The 19,893-nt window shown below is 47.0% G+C and carries 21 protein-coding genes; 5 read left to right on the top strand and 16 right to left on the bottom strand.

Annotation, left to right across the window (positions count from 1 at the left end; all coding sequences use genetic code 11):
• Positions 1-190 precede the first annotated feature (190 nt).
• Both ACXACM_RS09455 and ACXACM_RS09450 read right to left on the bottom strand, forming a co-directional pair.
• Positions 191-1,021, bottom strand: coding sequence for a flagellin N-terminal helical domain-containing protein (locus ACXACM_RS09455; protein ID WP_474821322.1), 831 nt, complete (start codon positions 1,019-1,021; stop codon positions 191-193).
• A 355-nt stretch (positions 1,022-1,376) separates the two neighbouring features.
• Positions 1,377-2,216, bottom strand: a complete 840-nt coding sequence (locus ACXACM_RS09450) for a flagellin N-terminal helical domain-containing protein (RefSeq protein ID WP_474821321.1) — start codon at positions 2,214-2,216, stop codon at positions 1,377-1,379.
• Between the two features lie 238 nt (positions 2,217-2,454).
• On the opposite strand from ACXACM_RS09450, the gene ACXACM_RS09445 reads away from it, so the two are divergent.
• A complete protein-coding gene (locus tag ACXACM_RS09445) occupies positions 2,455-3,423 on the top strand; it encodes a hypothetical protein (protein WP_474821319.1) in 969 nt (322 codons plus the stop codon).
• Here ACXACM_RS09445 and flgL read toward each other — a convergent pair.
• The 13 genes from flgL to ACXACM_RS09380 all read right to left on the bottom strand — a co-directional run bounded on the left by flgL (position 3,420) and on the right by ACXACM_RS09380 (position 16,116).
• Positions 3,420-4,643, bottom strand: a complete 1,224-nt coding sequence (gene flgL, locus ACXACM_RS09440) for a flagellar hook-associated protein FlgL (protein WP_474821318.1) — start codon at positions 4,641-4,643, stop codon at positions 3,420-3,422. The genes ACXACM_RS09445 and flgL overlap by 4 nt on opposite strands.
• A gap of 8 nt (positions 4,644-4,651) precedes the next feature.
• Entirely contained in the window at positions 4,652-6,772 is a 2,121-nt protein-coding gene (flgK, locus tag ACXACM_RS09435; RefSeq protein ID WP_474821317.1) for a flagellar hook-associated protein FlgK, read from the bottom strand.
• 28 nt (positions 6,773-6,800) lie between these two features.
• A complete protein-coding gene (gene flgJ, locus ACXACM_RS09430) occupies positions 6,801-7,754 on the bottom strand; it encodes a flagellar assembly peptidoglycan hydrolase FlgJ (protein ID WP_474821316.1) in 954 nt (317 codons plus the stop codon).
• A complete protein-coding gene (locus ACXACM_RS09425; protein ID WP_474821314.1) occupies positions 7,754-8,866 on the bottom strand; it encodes a flagellar basal body P-ring protein FlgI in 1,113 nt (370 codons plus the stop codon). The genes flgJ and ACXACM_RS09425 overlap by 1 nt, the downstream gene beginning before the upstream one ends.
• 9 nt (positions 8,867-8,875) lie before the next feature.
• Positions 8,876-9,556: a flagellar basal body L-ring protein FlgH gene (gene flgH, locus ACXACM_RS09420; protein ID WP_474821313.1), complete on the bottom strand. Its 681-nt coding sequence runs from the start codon at positions 9,554-9,556 to the stop codon at positions 8,876-8,878.
• A gap of 11 nt (positions 9,557-9,567) precedes the next feature.
• Positions 9,568-10,356: a flagellar basal-body rod protein FlgG gene (gene flgG / locus ACXACM_RS09415; RefSeq protein WP_216025720.1), complete on the bottom strand. Its 789-nt coding sequence runs from the start codon at positions 10,354-10,356 to the stop codon at positions 9,568-9,570.
• 39 nt (positions 10,357-10,395) lie between these two features.
• The gene (gene flgF, locus ACXACM_RS09410) at positions 10,396-11,139 is read right to left on the bottom strand and encodes a flagellar basal-body rod protein FlgF (RefSeq protein ID WP_474821311.1); all 744 of its coding nucleotides are present in this window, start codon (positions 11,137-11,139) and stop codon (positions 10,396-10,398) included.
• Positions 11,140-11,299: 160 nt separating this feature from the next.
• Positions 11,300-12,685, bottom strand: a complete 1,386-nt coding sequence (gene flgE / locus ACXACM_RS09405; RefSeq protein ID WP_474821310.1) for a flagellar hook protein FlgE — start codon at positions 12,683-12,685, stop codon at positions 11,300-11,302.
• Positions 12,686-12,696: 11 nt separating this feature from the next.
• On the bottom strand, positions 12,697-13,386 hold the full coding sequence (gene flgD / locus ACXACM_RS09400) for a flagellar hook assembly protein FlgD (RefSeq protein ID WP_474821308.1): 690 nt from the start codon (positions 13,384-13,386) through the stop codon (positions 12,697-12,699).
• Between the two features lie 28 nt (positions 13,387-13,414).
• Positions 13,415-13,837: a flagellar basal body rod protein FlgC gene (gene flgC / locus ACXACM_RS09395; protein ID WP_474821306.1), complete on the bottom strand. Its 423-nt coding sequence runs from the start codon at positions 13,835-13,837 to the stop codon at positions 13,415-13,417.
• Entirely contained in the window at positions 13,837-14,247 is a 411-nt protein-coding gene (gene flgB, locus ACXACM_RS09390; protein ID WP_474821305.1) for a flagellar basal body rod protein FlgB, read from the bottom strand. Before flgB ends, flgC begins: the two co-directional genes overlap by 1 nt.
• Positions 14,248-14,342: 95 nt before the next feature.
• Positions 14,343-15,176 carry a CheR family methyltransferase gene (locus ACXACM_RS09385; protein ID WP_474821304.1) on the bottom strand — a complete coding sequence of 278 codons (834 nt, stop codon included), beginning with the start codon at positions 15,174-15,176 and terminating at the stop codon, positions 14,343-14,345.
• A 19-nt stretch (positions 15,177-15,195) separates the two neighbouring features.
• Complete coding sequence (locus ACXACM_RS09380; protein WP_474821303.1) at positions 15,196-16,116, bottom strand: chemotaxis protein CheV; 921 nt, start codon at positions 16,114-16,116, stop codon at positions 15,196-15,198.
• Between the two features lie 162 nt (positions 16,117-16,278).
• On the opposite strand from ACXACM_RS09380, the gene flgA reads away from it, so the two are divergent.
• The 3 genes from flgA (at position 16,279) to flgN (ending at position 17,892) form a co-directional block, all read left to right on the top strand.
• Positions 16,279-17,013 (top strand): flagellar basal body P-ring formation chaperone FlgA, encoded by a 735-nt coding sequence (flgA, locus tag ACXACM_RS09375; protein ID WP_474821301.1) that lies wholly within the window; start codon positions 16,279-16,281, stop codon positions 17,011-17,013.
• Between the two features lie 91 nt (positions 17,014-17,104).
• Entirely contained in the window at positions 17,105-17,440 is a 336-nt protein-coding gene (flgM, locus tag ACXACM_RS09370) for a flagellar biosynthesis anti-sigma factor FlgM (protein ID WP_474821299.1), read from the top strand.
• A 20-nt stretch (positions 17,441-17,460) separates the two neighbouring features.
• The gene (gene flgN / locus ACXACM_RS09365) at positions 17,461-17,892 is read left to right on the top strand and encodes a flagellar export chaperone FlgN (protein ID WP_474821298.1); all 432 of its coding nucleotides are present in this window, start codon (positions 17,461-17,463) and stop codon (positions 17,890-17,892) included.
• Positions 17,893-17,899: 7 nt separating this feature from the next.
• Here the strand turns inward: flgN and ACXACM_RS09360 are convergent, their stop codons facing one another.
• Entirely contained in the window at positions 17,900-18,376 is a 477-nt protein-coding gene (locus ACXACM_RS09360; protein ID WP_474821296.1) for an LPP20 family lipoprotein, read from the bottom strand.
• 302 nt (positions 18,377-18,678) lie between these two features.
• Between ACXACM_RS09360 and ACXACM_RS09355 the strand changes: the two genes are divergently transcribed.
• On the top strand, positions 18,679-19,848 hold the full coding sequence (locus tag ACXACM_RS09355) for a flagellar assembly protein T N-terminal domain-containing protein (protein WP_474821295.1): 1,170 nt from the start codon (positions 18,679-18,681) through the stop codon (positions 19,846-19,848).
• The last annotated feature ends 45 nt before the right edge of the window (positions 19,849-19,893 follow it).

Here is a 19,893-nt window from a genome sequence, read left to right as displayed (position 1 = left end):
GGTTCACTCCCGGTAATGCCCGGGCAAAGTTCGCTTTGCTCCAGCTGACGGCGGGTATGTTGTTCCAGACCTCATACCTCTCACTACCTCCTGGCTTCATTCCTGCCAGTCAGCGCCCTCATAGTGAGTACTTACTTCAACTTCAAGACAAAATTCTCTTTCAATCAAAATTCTATCTTAGAAGGGGTAATTAACCTCCCAACAAGCTCAATGCTGCCTGGGGACGTTGGTTCGCTTGCGACAGCACAGTGGTACTGGCTTGCTGAAGGATCTGGTTACGAGTTAGTTCGGCCGTTTCTGTAGCAAAGTCAGTGTCACGAATACGTGAGCGCGCTGCCGACACATTTTCAGAGATATTGCTCAGGTTGCGGATGGTAGACTGAAAACGGTTTTGTATAGCACCGAGATCCGCACGTTTAGCGTCGACAATGGAAATTGCCGCATCAACTGCTGTTAATGCTGCCGAAGCAAGATCTTCAGTCAACACTGACGTATCACTTCCACCTACTAACCCTGAGAAACCATAACCACCAGCTCGGCTGACGTTAACGCCAATAGTTTGACCCGCGTTGGCACCAACCAAAAACGAAGAGGAAAAACTACCATTCAAAATATCCACGCCAGCGAATTGCGTCGTTGAAGCAATTCGGGAAATTTCTACTTTTAATGCAGAGACTTCTTTTTGCAGTGCTAAACGGTCTGCAGAGCTGTTTATGCCGTTTTGAGACTGAATAGCCAAAACACGGATCCGTTGCAGTGCAGTAGTAATTTCTTGCATGGCTCCTTCAGCAGTTTGCGCTAAAGAAATACCATCATTTGCATTTCTGACAGCTTGATCCAGGCCCATTATCTGGGAGGTCATTCGATCTGAGATTTGCAGACCCGCTGCATCGTCTGCAGCACTGTTGATGCGGAAACCAGACGACAGACGTTCAAACGCTGTACTCAGGCCATTGTTGGTATTAAACAGTTGTCGTTGAGCATTTAACGACGACACATTGGTATTTACAAATAAACTCATTTTCTTATCTCCTAACGATTTTTTATAACGTCGCTATATTTTGTTTTATGCGACATTTTGCGTTTCGCTTGTTATTGTTTTTATTAGCGAATATGGAACTGGCTTGCTATTTTTATTGTTCCCAGCCCCTTTGCTTTATGTATCGTACACAGAGTAAAAATCCTTTAGATATTTTTACGATCTTTTTAAGATAATTTTTCAGAAAAGTTCTTAGTACTTGTTTTAAATAACAAAAAGGCCGGAACAAAGTCCGGCCTACATGCTCAAAGTTAGGAGTCTTTAAGCAAACTCTCACGCACAGGGCTCATAGAGTCACTACCTCCCGGCTTCATTCCCACGCGTATTATTCATCAGCTTATCCCAACAACTGCAATGCAGCCTGCGGACGCTGATTAGCCTGCGACAGTACTGTTGTACTTGCCTGCTGGATGATCTGATTACGGGTCAGATTAGCGGTTTCTGTGGCAAAGTCCGTATCACGAATTCGCGAACGGGCCGCTGAAACGTTCTCAGCAATGCTGCTAAGGTTACGAATAGTAGACTGGAAACGGTTCTGAAGTGCACCCAAATCCGCGCGAACGCCACCAATTGCAGAAATAGCACCATCCACAACGCTCAGTAAGCTTGACGCACCCGTTACCGTAGCAACAGATCCGCTACTGATCCCCAGACCACCAGCGCTGAAGCCATTCAGTCCGGCCAGATTGCCCGCAGAAAGGTTTACAGAAATAGTCTGACCTGCGTTAGCCCCAACGAGGAACTGTGCAGAAAAACCGCCCGTTAGAATGTCTACACCGTTGAATTGTGAGTCGGTGGATATACGGGTTATCTCAGTTTTAAGGGCAGATACTTCTTTTTGCAGCGCCAAGCGGTCAGCAGAGCTGTTAATACCGTTTTGCGACTGTACTGCCAACTGGCGGATACGCTGAAGGGCGGTTGTAGTCTCGTCCAGGGCACCTTCTGCAGTTTGCGACAATGAGATCGCATCATTTGCATTACGTACTGCCTGGTTCAGACCCTGAACCTGTGAGGTCATTCGGTCGGTGATTTGCAAACCTGCAGCATCGTCTTTTGCGCTATTGATCCGGAAACCAGATGATAAACGCTCAAACGAGGTGCTCAGGGAATTACTAACGTCGAAAAGCTGACGTTGCGCGTTCAATGAAGACGCATTGGTATTAACGTACAAAGACATAAGTCTCTCCTACACTCTCAGTCCAGCAGGGCTGGCTGCCGGAACTACCGGCGATTACAAATAGTAGTCACCATAACCTGAGGGGTAAATGATGAACTGGCTCTCTCGTGTTTTGTATCGACTGTTTGGCAGATCCCTTTAGAATAAATTTACTAAAATTGCCGGAAGGCGGCAGAGATTTGCCGCTTTTATTCTGATAACGTATTGGTTTTTATTACATTACAGACTGGGGAAAAAAATGAAAATTGAACGAGTTTCACGCGTATCCAGCCCCGCATCGCATGCCGCTTTTACTGATTTAATCGCCAGCAACGACGGTTTCTTATGTTGTTATCGGCAAGCAACAAACCACGTAAGTGGCGACGGTATTATTGTAATAGCCACACTGAACCATGACGGAAAAGTGCTGTCCAGGGAGTATATTTCAGTACCAGATACTGATTTGCGGGATCCAAAGCTCAGTAGCGATGCAAACGGAAGAATTTGGTTAATCGCTTTTGCCCGATTTCAAGCGAACGAAAGAGGTCACAGTGACACCGCCATGGTGAGCTGGTTTACTGACACCGGTTATTCATGGTCGAGCGCCCATCGGTTCGGTGAAAGTCACTGGTGGTTATGGCGAATTGGCTGGGGTAAAAAGCACGCTTACGGTTTCGCTTACCACCGTGGTCTGAACCAGTTAGACTTGTGTGTGGGACACCCTCATAAACAAATGTTTCGACACCCGGTACCAGCGATGAGCCTGGCTAAGCACGGTTTGGGATATCCCAACGAAAGCGCCCTGATCATTGATGACAACGAACAGATCACTGCTCTTGTAAGACGTGATGCAGACTCTTTTACGGCTCAGTTAGGCCAAAGTAAGCCACCCTATCAGCAATGGCACTGGAAAAGCGTAGGTGACTGCATTGGTGGCCCCGCCATGGTTTCACTGACTGCGAACTACGCATTGGTGGCGGGAAGGAAATGGACCGGAAAAAAACTGATTACACAATTGTGGGTAATTGAGTTATCTACTGCTACGCTGACCCCCTTAATTACGCTGCCAAGCGCTGGAGACAACAGTTACCCAGGGTTGGTATTGCAAGGCGATACACTATTCATGTCTTACTATTCTGGTCATATGGACAACCAGACCAGAGTATATTTTGCTGAAATATCAGGGTTGAATGCATTGCGCCGTAATTTGACCGACGGCGCTTGTTAGATGTAGTTAAACAATGACAGGTTAGTGACCTGAGGAAACGTTGCAAGCGCTGCGCTAAGCGCTGTTTCCTGCTTGGCAAACTCTGCCGAGGCCTCTGCGTAATCGGTGTCTTCAATGGCCGAGCGAGCACTTTTTGCTGAAATTTCTAAATCGAGATTTGTTTCGTAAATTGATTCTGCGACGTTGAGTCGTCCGCCTAAAGACGAGCGTTCAAGACTGATCTTTTCCATGCCGTTATCCAGGCCCACCAGTGCGTCACTCAAGGCTTCGGTTAATGCGTCGCCAGATAGGTTGTCGTTAATTAGCTGGTTAGCCAAATCGTGCAGTGTTTCTGCCACGTTTTTCTTTTCGGGCGCATTAAGGGAAAAATCCACCGTATCGCCCGGTACAGCATCAAGGGTAAAACTCATCCCTTTGATCGTTACTGGCTCTGTACTGGTAAAATCTACGGTATCGACAACGGCACCTGTACCTGTGTTGGTTAATTGCAATTGCCCGGATGCCAGTACTTCGAGTTGATAATTATTGTTGGCAGGCACTAAAGGGTCGTAATTATTCGTATAGAAATTATCAAATGTACCTTGCTCCGATACCAAAGCGCTATCTACTGAAGCACCAACAGCTGGACCCACAGTAAAGTTATTTCTTACCAGTACGTTTTCAAAGATTTCCTGACCTGAAGTACTGCGCTGAACCGATACACTATCAGATAAACGCACTTCGGTTGCGCCGGCATCACCATTGTAGGTAACCGCTGTCCCTGTAGCAGCCGGATTAAACGTAAACGCCTGCTGTTGCGATTGATTACCTGCAAAAATGTAGTTGCCATTAGCATCCCGGGTGTTCATCAGATCCAATACTTCGTTTCTGATTTGCTCAATTTCAACACCAATAGCCCGTTTGTCTTCGTCAGACATAATACCCGAGCCTGCCTGAATGGCTTTTGTTCGCGCCTCTTGCAACGCACTGTGAATATTGCTTAACACGGTTTCCTGTTGTTCAAGTGCATTGGTGAGCAAATCATTATTGCGCTGGTATTGGCTAATTTTATCAAGCTGTTCCGTCAGGCGGATCACGCTAGCGGCACCAACGGGATCGTCACTGGGACGATTCAGCTTTTTACCGGTAGACAAGGCTTCCTGAGTTTGTGTCAGCCCCGACTGATTATCCATAATAGCGCGGATATTTTGATCGTAAATCTGGTTGGTTGAAACACGCATAATTTTACCTACCTTGCTGCAGCAAGAATCGTATCAAACAACTCTTGTGCCGTAGTGAGGATCCGTGCAGCTGCAGCGTAAGATTGCTGATAACGAACCAAATTGGCCGCCTCTTCATCAAGACTCACACCGGATGTGGAATCAAACCAATTCTCTGACTGCACCTTCATGGCTTCAGCGGCATCCAGTGAAATCTGACCAATCGCGGCCTTTTCTCCGACTCGACCAACCAATGAGGAATAGGCGTCGTGAAACGTGCGTTGGTTGTTATTGCTATCACTGCTAAGCTGAACCAATGCATCTTGTTGCAACTGAGCCATTTCCAATGCATTAGTATTGTCTGCAACGCCATCTGTATTGTAGTTAAGCGAGAACGTATCTCCCGCTGTTGGAACACCATTTAAGCTAACGTCATAGCCGGGGTAATCGTCAAGCGCGCTAAATGCCGCAGGCCAGGGAGGCGAAGTCCCATTTGCAGCTGCATCTGCCAGCAAATTTTCATAGTCAGACACATTGCTTACCGTGGTGATTAAACCACCGGCGCCATCTCTCACTTCAAAACTTGTTGCGGAGGTAAATAGTATTTGTGCTGGTGCTCCCACCGTACCTCCAGGCGCACTCGCTGCATCGTGAATACCACCCGCGCCATTAAATGCTGATGCTTCGGCACCAAGTCCAGCATCTACCGTAGCGTTACTCATATGTACCGTGCCTACCGTTGCATCGCCCAAATTACCACTTCCAGCTTCTACCCTTAACGGCGCAGCGAAGGCCAGATCCTCGGGGCGCTCCGTCGCGAGCTCAAGGTCTGAGGCTGCATATTTTGAAGGTTGTATCAGGAACTCATTGCCGGCGCTATAAACCGCAGTAGCTTCAAATTCTACCTGTATACCTGCAGGTAATTCGTTGTAACCCGACGTTACGGCCAATCCTGGATACTCAACGGGGGCATTGGAGGCATCGAGCTTCGGTGTCCCGTCACCGTTTAACAAACTGAGCGTAATTGATGTCGGAAACCCTGAGCCGTCCACAGCATCCACGGTAATTTTGTAATCCGCATCGGTGAGTTGTGCCCCTTCTCCCGGCGTAACCTGAGCCCTGACAGGAAGGTTATCTGGTGTTCCCTCAAAATTGAGACCTGCAAAAGTAGGCATGGTAAAAATGTTGCCCCCCAGCTGCATATCAAGGTCCATCCCAAGTTGGTTTTGGCTGTTGACTGCATCCGCCATGGCCAACGCCATTTGACCTATATCCCGCTGAGCTGGCCCCAGAATTTCATCTCTAAAGCGAAACAGCCCCCCCAGAGAACCGCCTAACCCGGATTCATCTACGTTGATCAGCGTATTTTGTTTTGGCAGCGTAAAGTCCGTAGCCAACTGTAATTCTTTGAAAGTAAGATCTGCGTCGTTGCCTAACTCAAAAAGATTGAAATCACCATTTTCCAGCACCAGAGATTCACCAGACGATAAGTTAATATTCACAGATCCGTACTGGTTTTCTCTCACCTCAATCGACATCAGTTCAGCAAGTTCGTTTATGGCCTTGTCGCGTTCGTTTAACAGGGCTGTGGGCTCTCCCTGTCCGTTGCCTCTCGCCGTGAGAACAGCGGTGTTGAGCTCTCCGATACTTTCAATAATAGTATTTGCACGGTTTACCTCGCTGGTAAATTGCAAATTTAACTCTTCTTCTTTGGCTTCCATAAAATCTGAAAGGGTATTCAATCGTGAAAGCAACCCAGATGCCTTACCTAACACGGCTTCACGGGATGCCAGATTACTCGGATCATCAGAAGCTGTTTGTACTGAAGCAAAAAACTCACTCAACCCGCTTGCAATTGAATTTGCTTCACTAGCCAGTAGATTGTCCAGGGTATTGGTTTTCTCGACGTAAGTATCGAGTTCGCCCACAGAAGTAATATCACGGCGCAGTTGGTTTTGCGCAAAAACACTTATCACCCGCTCTGTGGTAGCTTCTCCAACACCGCCCATTGTGCTGCTTTCAAAGACTGTTCGCTCGCGAACATAGCCTTCGGTATTGACGTTGGCAATATTGTTCGAGGTAGTGTTTAGCAACTTACTCGAAGCGGTAACACCACTATTGGCGATAGTAAATAAATCGCTGCGGATCATAGCTCAACACTCCGAAAAAACGCGCGTATCATGGCTCAAACGATTGCAGCGCTTCACTGCGGTAAACTGACATGACTTTATTTGCATAGTTGGGGTCGGTGGCATATCCCGCCTGTTGCAACTCGTTGAAATACGCTTGTGTGTTACCCGACGCCGCCACTGCTTCTGCATAGCGAGGTTGTGAACGGACAAAATTTACATAGTCGGCTAACCCTTCTTCCAGTGATGCATACTGCCTGAACGCCGCTTTTCGTCTTTCAGGCACGCCATCACTGAATTCAATGGTATCCACCACCGCTTGCTCTCCGGCCCATTGAGAATTGGCTTTAATGCCAAAAAGGTTGTGAGAACTTTGTCCTTGCGCATTGTGGATAACATATTGTCCCCACCCTGTTTCTATGGCTGCCTGGGCAATAATGGCTTTAGCATCTGTACCTAGTTCCGCAGCGGCCTTTTCGGCATAAGGATACAGAGCAGCGACAAACGCTTGTTGGTCGTCGAACATCGCCGCTTTATAGGCAGACGTACTGCCTTTAGACGCCGACTGCAGCATCATATCCTGCGCTTGCGTAATTGCATCTGTACTTGCCCGGTTGATTGAAGACAAATTGCCATCTGAACGAATAGTACTTGCTGGTCGATAGTTAGGATCCTGTTGCCCTAACTGTTTTACAATTAAGTCCGCCAGGCCCATGCCACCATTGCTGGACAAGTCTACCGCGAGCTGCTGATCGTGCATGTCCCGATAGAATTTCACTTGTTGTGAATTAAACGGGCTGTCTTTATCAGCCAAAGCATCTTGAGCCTTACGCATAGATTTCAACATCATCTGCACAAAAATGGCTTCAAATTGCTGAGCAGCTTCCTGCAACACTTCACCATCACCTTCGGCGATGGCTTGACGCAACGTATTCAGCCCACCAATATCATTGACGTTGCGGGCCATTTCCAACTGGCTGTTTGCGTGGCTCTGTGTATCCATCAGATGATCACCAATTCACCGCGCAGGGCCCCGGCCTGACGAAGCGCCTCTAAAATCGCCATTAAGTCTCCAGGTGCGGCCCCTACCTCGTTCACCGCACGAACCAACTGATCGAGGGTAACACCCGGTTCAAACTTAAACATTCTGCTGTCTGCTAAATCGACATCAACGATGGATTGTGTGGTCACCACTGTATCGCCGTCAGCCAGTGCATTAGGCTGTGCCACCTGTTGGTTTTCAGAAATAGTTACGGTAAGCCCGCCATGGGTAATAGCCGCTGGCAGCAAACGCACGTCACGGCCTATAACAATGGTGCCGGTTCTACTGTTAATTACCACCCGCGCCGGGGCATCAGCGGGTTCAAACTCGAAGTTCTCAACGGTGGCGAGGAAGCCGACACGTTGGCCCACATCTCTTGGCGCACTAATGCGCACCGAGGCGGCGTCAATTGGCGTTGCGATCACATAACCCTGATCTGGTTGCGCGCCCAATCGGGTGTTAATTGTGTCTGCCAGACGTTTGGCGGTTGAGAAATCAGGGTAGTGTAGATTAAGTGTCAGGGTATCGCCATTAGCAAAACCTGATGGCACCGCTTGTTCAACAAATGCGCCATTGGGAATACGACCTACAGTGGGCGTGTTTACCACTATCCGTGAGCCGTCCCCGCCTTGGGCACCAAAACCACTAACAACCAAACTTCCCTGGGCAACTGCGTACACATTGCCATCGACGCCCCGCAGAAACGTTTGCAATAACGTACCACCTTGTAAGCTACTGGCCTCTCCCACAGAAGAAACTGTCACATCTATGGTTTGGCCAGGTTTGATGAAAGGTGGCAGTTCCGCGTGAACCGCCACGGCTGCTACGTTTTTGATCTTGGGTTTTGTATTTGCATCCAAGCTGATGCCAAAATTAGTGAGCATTGTTCTGAAACTCTGCTCGGTAAAAGGGCTTTGTTCTCCTGTTCCCGGCAAACCGACAACCAGACCGTAACCGACTAACTGGTTACTTCGAACCCCTTGAATACTGGCAACGTCTTTGATCCGCTGAGCTGATGTCTGTGTGCTTAAAAGCAACAACAAAACTACGCTAATGTGTTGTAGCAATCGCATGACAATCTCCTAGAAAGGCCAGAGTTCAGAGGAAAAGAAGCGGGTTAACCAGCCTTTTTCCTGTGCCCTGGCAAAACTGCCTGTACCACTGTACTGAATACGGGCATTGGCAATTTTGGTAGACACGATTTCGTTTTCCGGGCTAATGTCTGCTGGACGAATAATTCCGGTAAGACGGATATATTCGTCGCCGTGATTCAGCGTCAGCCACTTCTCACCGCGGATGACTAAATTTTGATTTGGCATAACATCTACCACAGTGACAGAAATAGCTCCGGTCAAACTGTTGCTTTGATTGGCGCTGGCATCGCCGGTAAATTCGTTACTTGAATCTATCCCCAATTGAATAGACTGATTACCTATATTAAGGGCATTCCCGGCAAGCCCGGTTATGGGCTGCAAATCAACACCGGTTTCCTTGGATGTGGCGGTATTTGCAGACTTGGTTGCGGCAGTGTTTTCACTCAGGGTGACGGTGATAATGTCGCCGACCCGGCGCGCAGTTACATCGGAATACAAACTGTTAGCCATATAAGGGCGGAACAAGGCACCGTCTTCGGCAATTTGCTCCCTTGGAATATCAGGCACAACCGGCGCAAATGCCGGATCATTCGCCTGAACCGGAGGCTCTGGGGTACTGTTACACCCCATTATCATGGCGCAGAATATTACGAGACTGAGTAACCGCATCACATCACCTGCTATAGTTGTTGAATGACCTGTCCAAGCATTTGATCCACTGATGAGATCACCTTGGAATTCATTTCATACAAACGCTGGCTTTCAATGAGGTTTACCAGTTCTTCCGTAACATTCACATTTGAGGTTTCAAGTGTGCCTTGAGAGATAGTTCCCAGCCCTTGCAACCCTGGTACACCTTGAATAGGTGCACCACTTGATGCGGTTTCAACATACAGATTTTGCCCTGTAGGTTGCAGACCAGTTGGATTAACAAAATCAGAAATGTTTAACTGGCCAAGCACCTGAGGTTCCGCTTCTCCGCGAATTGAGGCGGACACTTCGCCATCTTGGGAAATCGTTATTTGCTGTGCATCTTCAGGTACCGCGATTTCAGGTTGCAATAAAAATCCCGCCCCTGAGGTGACGATTTGTCCCTGGTCATTCATGGTGAATTGACCATTTCGGGTATAGGCAATGGTGCCGTCAGGTTGCAGGATTTCAAAATACCCACGCCCCTGAATTGACATGTCCAAGGCATTTTCAGTGGTTAATAAATTGCCTTGAGTATGGGCTTTTTGCGTAGCCACGACTTTTGAACCCGACCCCAGCATGAGACCCGATGGCAGCTCTGTGTCTGCCGATGAACGACCACCTGGTTGATTGATGTTCTGGTACAGCAAATCTTCAAAAATGGCCCGGTCTTTCTTAAACCCAACCGTTGAGGCGTTTGCCAGGTTATTCGATACCACCGCAACATCAGTTTGTGCGGCGTCTAGGCCCGTTTTACTAATCCATAACGCAGGATGCATATCAACCTCCAGACTACCAAAAGGCAGTCATTTAACTCATTAAATTATTCTCAACAGCATATTGCCGCGGGTAGACAACTCATCAGCTTGCTTCATCAGCTTTACTTGCATTTCATAGTGCCGCTGTAAGCTAATCATATTGACCATTTCATCTACGGCATTTACGTTTGATCCCTCGACCATGCCCGTTCTCACCATCACATTCGCGTCTGCTTGGGCGATAGTGCCATCGATGGTTCGAAACAAACCGTCATAACCTCGTTCCATGTTATTGAGATCAGGGTTTACCAACTTTAACCTGCCAACTTCTTCAGAAACGTTCTCTGGTGCACCTATTGGTCGGGTTGAAATCGTTCCATCCATAGCAATATTTAAATTGTCTAATGGTACCGGAAGGTAAATTGGTCCATTGTCCCCCATCACCACATTGCCATTCATATCAGTCAGTATTCCGTCTGGACCCAACTGGAAACTGCCATCACGACTGTAGGCTTCTTGCCCATCAGCTGCCTGAACTGCAAACCAACCATCGCCCTGAATGGCCACATCCAGGTCTCGATTAGTCTGCACCATGGCACCTGACTCATAGTTGTTCGATGGGCTCTCGGTCATAGAAAATACCCGGGACGGCAAACCTTCGCCGTAGGCCGGCATTGCTCTTGCCTGTTCGAGTTGTGCGCGAAAACCCGTGGTCTGCGCATTCGCCAGATTATTGGCGCGCACCCCTGTAGCCAGAAGGTCTTGTTTGGCACCGCTTGCAGCAATATAAAGTAATTTGTCCATGACTGACTTTTGACGATTTAGTTACCCATAACCAGTAGGTAGCAATTGAGATGCCAAAACGTACAAATAAACGTTTTTTGTCGTGGAGCAATAGGAATAAATTGAATTGGTGTAAAAAAGGCCGCGTGGCGGCCTCTTGAAAAACGGGACGATATAGCCGTTATCGGATATTCAGAATGGTCTGGTTAAGCTGGTTATTGACTTCCAGTGCTCTGGAGTTGGCCTGGAAGTTTCGCTGCGCGATGATCAGGTCAATCAACTCTGTGGTCAGGTTCACGTTAGCTTGCTCAAGCGCAGAAGAGTTGATTTCTCCGAAGGTACCTGTGGTAGCCTCACCGGCTAACGCTTCGCCCGACTCTATTGACTCTTTCCACTGAGTGCTGCTTTGCTGGGTTAAACCTTGCTCATTTGAAAATCTCACCAGTGCAACCCGTACAATAGGTTCGGAAGTACCATTTGAGAAAGTCGCACGAACAAGACCGTCAGCACCAATATCGATACCCGTTAAGCGACCTACGGGCAGGCCGTCCTGTTCTAACGAGGTTACCTCAAAAGCCGACGCGAACTGTGTGGGTTCATTGGGTGTTGCGCCACTTGGATCCAGGTTAAAGTCGATAGCAATTTGTTGCGCTGGGTCAGAACCATTCGCCAAAATTGTGCCACCTAAGGCTTCGGTTTGAATCTTAAAGTCTGTTTGCGCTGTGCCATCAGGGGACTCGATAGCAATAAAATCGCCCCCCTGACTGAAAGACAATTTTGCAGCAGTTGCGGAGAAACCTGATGCAGTACCCACAGTGTTTGTTGCTGTAGTTACATCAGAGTTCGTACCATCTGAGTTTACTAAGTCAACAAGGTTGTCGTCGATTGCGGTAGCGACATACCAGTCGTTCGTCGCAGATGCTGCCGGATCTTTGATGAAGTAGTACGTCATTACGTGACTATCACCTAACGAGTCATACACAGTCACAGACGTTGCCGCATTGTAAGTCAACGGATCATCAGGATTAAATTGCGTGGGGTCGATTGCCTGATCTCCTGCAGGAAGGTTCATGCGAATATCTACTTCCTGGGTTTGCTGTGGTGAGCCCGAAGAATCAGGGATCCGCACTGGCTCTGTGGTACTTAGCGCCACTGATGAACTGGTGCCATCAGAATTCACAGGAAAACCCAGCAGGTTATCACCACTGCTGTTTACCACGAAGTTGTCTTCATCAAGTTTAAACTGTCCGGCGCGAGTAAAGGAAAAATCACGTGATGTAATTTCCGGTACAGTGGCAAAAAAGCCATTACCTGTAATTGCCAAATCGAGAGACGTGTTGGTAAATTGCAAGCTTCCCTGGGAAAACTGCTGAGCGACGTCCTGGGTCAGGACACCGTCGCCAACTTTCGTTTTTCCACCTGCTAACAATGAGGACGCATACACGTCACCAAACTCTGCTCTTGACTCTTTAAAACCTACCGTATTGACGTTTGCAATATTGTTGGCGGTTACGTCCAAATCTTTTTGCGCGGCAGAAACACCACTTAGTGCAATATTAAAAGACATCGTACTTTCTCCTACTCACTGCCAATCTGGATGACGTCGTCAAGACTAATACTGACATCACCCGCCAAATTCAAAACAATTCCCTGACTACTGCCAGTCATACTGACGCTACCTACGTGGCGATTAACGGCAATAGGTACTGACGTGCCTTCACCATCTACACTGCCATTTGCACTGATAACATAATCACCTGCCGGCATAGGATTACCGTCACTGTCTGTGCCATCCCACTGGAACTGGATATTTCCTGCCGCCTGGGTGCCCGCATCTATCGTTTTGACGATTTCACCATATTGATTTTCTATAGTGATTTTTAAATCCTGTATGGTCTGGTCGTTAACCAAAACTCCGCTGAAGCCTTCTCCTTCCTGGCTCATATGTCCAATATTGCCTTCCACCAGTACGTTCTGACCAATGAGGCTGGAAGCTTGCAACGCCTGGTTGGACGTCATTGACGCCGCAAAGGATTCAAACTTTTCATTTAACTGCGAGATACCTTCCGCCATGGTGAAGGACGTCATCTGAGCAACCATTTGATCGTTATCCACCGGTTTACTTGGATCCTGATTAGCCAATTGCTCGGTAAGTAAGGAAAAGAAGTCTTCCTGAGATAATGTTTGCTCTGTGCCATCAGCTACTGCAACAGATTCCTCTTGCCAGTAGAGACTTGATGTTAAGCCGGTATTCGAAACTGTACTCACGCTATTGTCCTCTGCTTAACCAGTCAGCTTACTGACCACGGCCTAATTGAAGTACCTGACGGAACAAACGCTTAGTGGTATCAGCTACCTGAACGTTTGTTTCATACCCTTTTGACGCAGACATCATATTTGCCATCTCTTCGACAATATTAACGTTGGGTTTGTAGATGTATCCGTCTTTGTCTGCCATCGGGTTGTTTGGTGCGTATTCGACCTGCAAAGGCGCATCACTTTCTACGATACCTTTAACCTGTACGCCAACACCCTTACTTTGTTCGTTTGACGCCCGAGCTAGCTCAGCGGCAAACACAGGATGACGCGCTTTATACGTCTCGTCATAACTACTGCTGACACTATTGGCGTTAGCAATGTTACTCGCCGTTGTGTTTAGCCGGACGCTTTCTGCCTCCATGCCGGTACTGGATATGGACATCACATTAAATAAACTCATCAGGCTTGCCCTCCGCTTAAGGCTTTCTTCATCCCTTTCAGCTTACCTTCCAAAAACTGTAAGGTAGCCTGGTATCGCATACCGTTATCTAAAAATTCATTTCTCTCGGCCTGCACTTCCACAGTATTGCCGTCACCGGTATCAGGCTGCGTTGGGATCCTAAAATCTACATCGAAACTGTTCACACTAAGTCTGCCACCATAATGGGCTTCATGTGTTCTGGTCATAGTAGAGCTACCACTTTGCTGCGAGCGTGCGTCTTGCATAGCTTGTTGAAAGTCAATATCACGGGCCTTGTAGCCTGGCGTGTTTGCGTTTGCCAAATTTCCGGCAATCACTTCCATCTTTTCTTCGCGAATATTCAGCGCGGTTTGATGAAAGCCTGTCAACTTGTCTAAATTGATTGCCATGGATGGCACCTCACATGCGTTTTTCACTCTTCAGGAATTACTTAGCAAATGAAGTGCCAATAATTTTTGACGCTGACTTATAGAAGGGACAAAAACTAATCTTTCTTTTGAAAATAGAGGCCTGGATGGCACTTCACCATTGAATAGTAAAGCGCAGCTTCGCCGATAGATTCGGAAGCGCCGAGGAACAAAATTCCGCCTGGCTGCAACTGGGCGGCAATTTGTTGCAGTATCTTTTTCTTTACGTCAGCTGGGAAGTAAATAAGCACATTACGGCAAAAAACGATATCGAAGCGACCCAACCCTGTATAGGAATTAAGCAAGTTCAGGCTTTTAAACGACACCATTCGCTTTACTTCCGGAATAACCTGTTGCATGCCGTCGCTATTGCTCTGAAAATAGCGTTGTCGACGCTCAGCGGAAAGGCCTCGAGACAAGGACAATTCGTCATAGACACCTCTATTACACTTCTCCAGCATGGAAGAGGAAATATCTGTACCGGTGATCTCCACCCCATTGCGCAACGCGCCAGGTTTGCTGCGCTGATGCTCCAACACTGACATGGCAATGGAATAAGGTTCTTGTCCGGATGAGCACGCTGCGCTCCAAATTCGGAGGCGGCGATTTTGCATAGAAAGGGTAGGGAAAATTGTATTGATGAGTAACTCGTAGGGGTAATTATCGCGAAACCACAAGGTTTCATTCGTCGTCATTGCATCGAGAACTGCTTGCAACAGGGCCCGATTTCCTCCGCGAATGGCAGCAGCGATCAAAGCATCGATACTGTCGAAGTTAAATTCATACATCAACGCGGACAACCGGCTTCTCACCAGATATTGTTTATTCTCGCCCAGCGAGATACCGCACTGTTGTTGCAAAAATTGCCCAAACTGGCGATAGCTCTCAGCTGAAACTTCTTTGTTCTTCAAACTCAGTTAGCCCTAATAACTAATCTTTCAGCCATTTGTTCACCGCAGTTGCGAGTTCATCGGGATGGAATTTTGCAATAAAATCATCCGCGCCCACTTTTTGCACCATGGCCTGATTGAAGACACCGCTCAAGGATGTATGCAGGACCACATGCAACTTCTGTAGTTCCGGTGTATTTTTAATTTCCGCTGTTAACGTGTACCCGTCCATTTCTGGCATCTCAATATCGGATACCAAGACGCCTACTTTATCCGTAACATCACCCGTTTCTGCAGCAATTTCTTTAAGGCGATTAAGTGCTTCCAAGCCATTTTTGGCAACTTCAATTTCCAGCCCCAAAGCGGTAAGCGCTTTTTTCACCTGACTTCTGGCAACAGATGAGTCATCAGCAATAAAAATGATTTTATTACTACTTTCTGATTTATCGAGCGCTGAAGCAAGATCTTCGCTCACATCGGTATTCAACGGCGAGATTTCATTGAGAATTTTTTCAACATCCAGAATTTCAACGAGTTCATCTTCCACTTCAGTAACTGCCGTCAAATAACTTGCACGCCCTGTACCTTGGGGGGGCGGCATGATGGCATCCCAGTTAGTGTTAATTATCCGTTCTACCGCACCTACCAAAAAGCCCTGAACAGAGCGGTTGTACTCTGCAATGACAATAAAAGCGGTGTCGAGGTTTTCGATGCGTCGACCACCCGTTGCCATACTCAAATCAATCACCGAGATAGTCTGCCCCCGAATGTGAGCAATACCCCGTACCAATGAGTTGAGTTTAGGCATGGCGGTTAGCTGTGGGCACTGCAGAACTTCCCGTACTTTAAATACGTTTATTCCAAAGCGCTGACGACCGTTCAATCTGAATAACAATAACTCGAGCCGATTCTGCCCCACTAACTGCGTGCGCTGGTTAACGGAATCAAGAATTCCTGACATACATCACCTCTAAATTAAATTGGGCACGAACATTGCGTTGCACCATATCACTTAATGCTTGAAAGTAGAATCGCCAAAAAAGTGACACTGTGATATCGCACCCTTGAGCTTCTACTTCTCATCATAGTCAAATTGCGTTCAGGTGAACAAGAAAAAGTGAACATGAAAAAGATGACTTCATTCTGGGTTGGCCAATATCCCACTACAATAATGGCGACAATATTTGCTTTGCTCTTAAACATAGTCAGTTTTTCGACATTTGCACAGCCAGCAAAGCAATTACATGAAAGAATTCAGAAAGACGCGTCGTCTTACCTGCTGTCCGCCATCGGAGATCGCCATGGCGATGAGAATCTTCAGGTGGATATTGTGCCCATAGATGACAGAATTCAAATACCTGCTTGCCCTACAGGCTTTAACTATCACGCTGACCCAGCATCACTGTCACAAAGTTATGTTTCTGTTCGCGTGAGTTGCGGCAACAACGATTGGTATTTATTCACTAATGCAAGGGTATCTCGCACCCGCACGGTGGTTGTAACGTCGGGTATGTTGAGCCCAGGCACTTTGCTCAGTGCCGAAAATCTGTCATTTTCGGAGATTGATGTGAACATGCTACGTCACACCAGTTACGAAGACATGACGCAACTTATCGGTGCCCGTTTAAAGCGCAGAATAAGAAATGGTCAACCTATTCAATCGAATATGTTATGCTTTGTTTGTAAGGGTGATCGTATTACGATACTTGCACAAGCTGGAGGTATGCGCGTGAAAACTGCCGGCATAGCCAAGCAAGATGGTGTAATTGGTGATAATATTCAAGTAGTTAACGCGTCATCAAAAAAGTCGTTGATTGCTGAGATCGCAAGTACGCAAACCGTTGTGGTTAATTTGTAGAAAAATACAAAAATTATCGTAAAAAAGGTTAAAGATGCGCCGCGATTTGCCGATAACGTGTATGAGGTGTTATTGGTAGTGGAATTTAAATATGGCAATAAATAATGTAAATGGCGGTGGGGTTAAACCACCCATCGACAACGCAAAGCTGAGTAGTCAGCAAAATCAGGCACAGAATGCCGGTCAGCAGGAAGCCGCAGCGCGAACGCAAACGGCTACCGCTCCCCGTCAGGACAGCGTGTCTTTGACACAATCTGCGCAACAATTGAATCAGGTTCAGAAGAAAGGAACCGAAGCCCCTGTGAATCAGGAAAAAGTTGATAAACTTAAAAAGGCGATTCAAAGTGGCGAATATAAAATAGATCCAGACTCTTTGGCGCAAAAAATTGCCCGTCTGGAAGCGCAGGTTTTCGGATTAAAATCCTAACTTAAAGAGATTTGATAAGTATGGCGCAAGCGCTTGAACAGCTACTGGAACAACAAATTGACAACTTAGTTCATTTGTCCGGTCTGCTCGAGCAAGAATTGCACCTTATAAGTTCCAGAGACGCTGAAGCACTGATGAATCTGCTCAAGGAAAAAGAGCAAACCCTCGACACCATCCAATCGTCTGATGCTGCAATTAGCAAGCAATATCAGGCGTTATACGCCAACACGGATGAACCAGAATCAATCAGTGCGTTAATCGCCGATGCGCGAAAGCGTCTTGAAGATTGTCAATATCAAACCCAGGTCAATCAAAAGGCAGTTGAACAGGGGCAATTACGTCTCAGTCACTTGCGAAATCTGATGTTGGAAATCAGAGCCAAAGAATCTCTTACTTATGATAAGAGCGGTAAACCAAAAGGTTCAGGTCTGGGACGGGGTGTGAGCGCATAATCGCGCTCTAGTAATAAGTAACATTCTTAATACGTTTTGGTTTTGCGGTTGTCAGATATATATCGTACACCTTGCGCATATCCAACGTGAGCTCCGTAGCATAAGTATCATCACCGACCGGATAACTTTTTTTCACTTCAGCTCCTCTAATCACACCTTCTACAGAGGCTTTTAACGAAGCACTTTGCATTACCAGGCTTGCCACTGACTGAGTGCCTTCCAAACGCTGACCGTACACTTGCTCAGCCAGTTCACGGTATGCATCAAGTTTTGACGCTCGCATGGCCATTAGCGACTTTTCGTTATCGTTATTGCCCATTTGTTTGGCAATTGGCGCATATCCCACAGCGGTTAAAACGGGGTAAGATTCCGGTTCTACCACCTCCCACTCCACTTGCTTATCAATAAAGCTAGAGCAGCCACCCAGCAATACGCTGGAAATCATCACAGTAAGTGCTGCTAACCTTACATTTCGCTTATTCATATCACCTTACCTGCAGTGCACCAATTTCAATGGGATATTCAGATACCGCTTTTCACAAATTTCTCCAGTGCCGAATTTGCTGGCATCCTGAGATCATTAACATGTGTGCGGTATCCACATGTTTAGTAGAAGCTAATCAGCAATTTCTATGCCTTGTTAACTGTGTCAATGTTTAGTCGTCAAAGCAGGAACGTTTTTTGCTTTTTAGATACTACTGGCAGACGCAATTGCCGCGATGCGCCCTGAATTTAAGGCACTTAGTACTGCCTGATTAAATGTGCTCACCTATGAGATGAATGTGTATGATTAACCTTGTTGTAAAACACCTTACCACAATGGCAATAAGTGTAATGCTCGTGACCTTTAATGGGCAAACTTCTGCCGCTTGGTTTGAAGCTCAGGGGCAAGCTATTATTCAACAAGGCAACAGAGTGGAAGCCAAGGAGCGTGCCACTGAAGAAGCTATTCGCCAGGCCCTGATGTTTGCTGGTGCATCTGTACAAAGTGTACAAATGCTAACCAACGGGCTACTTAGTGAAAATAGCCTGCAGATTCAGGCTTCAGGAGAAGTACAAAACCTCGAACTCATAGACGAGCATTGGCACGATGACTACGTGACGGTGAAAATTCGCGCAGATATTTTTCCTCAACTGGCACAGTGTCATGCTGCAACCTTTCAAAAAACCTTAGTGACCACCTGGTTCCCTCTTGAAAACCGTCAACAGGCACAAGATGGTCAAATCCACAAATTGTCAGAAACTGCGCCCCGTTTTTTGCAGCAACAATTTCGTGCCCAGGCCGATTACGCTTCACTGGTAAAAATAGAGCCTTATACTGTTAGATGGAGCAAAGCCAACGTATTGTCTCAAGCGCCATCATTGGCAAGATTGAGTCGCGCACAATACATACTTGCAGCGGTGATCACCGATGTGAGTTTACATCGGAATCCCTCCTCTTCCCTGGCGTTTTGGAAAAGCGACAGCGCGATGCGGCAGTTTGCCGTAGATATCTACCTGGTAGACGGGATGAACGGTGCAATGCTTTTGCAAGAGCAATATCGCACTGAAGCACCGTGGGAGTTTGACCGTTTTACACCCGTTGATGTTACCAGTGACATTTTTTGGCGCAGCCAATATGGTCAGGCAGTAAATAAACTATTCACCCGCGTAGTGGAAGATGTAGATCAGGTACTAACCTGTCAACCCGCCACCGGCAGAGTGCTTTCAGTTGAAGGCGACCGGCTTCAGGTATCTCTGGGTCGCGCTCACGGTATTAAAGTGGGTGATGAACTCACCTTGTATAAAACAAATCAGGTAATAGACCCACAAGGAATGACGTTTTTGCAATATCAGCTTTACCCAACAAAGGTAAAAGTGATGAATGCCTCCGTTGATAGTTCCACTGTTATTGCAACAGGCGGTGGCGTACTGGCAAATATTCAACCAAATGACTTTGTAGCAAAACAACAATAACGCAGATCGTCAGGTAGAAAAGGACTTAACAGAGCCTCGATTTTA

The organism is Alteromonas sp. AWQ4_252, from assembly GCF_056158205.1.
This window is presented reverse-complemented; position numbering and strand designations above follow the sequence as displayed.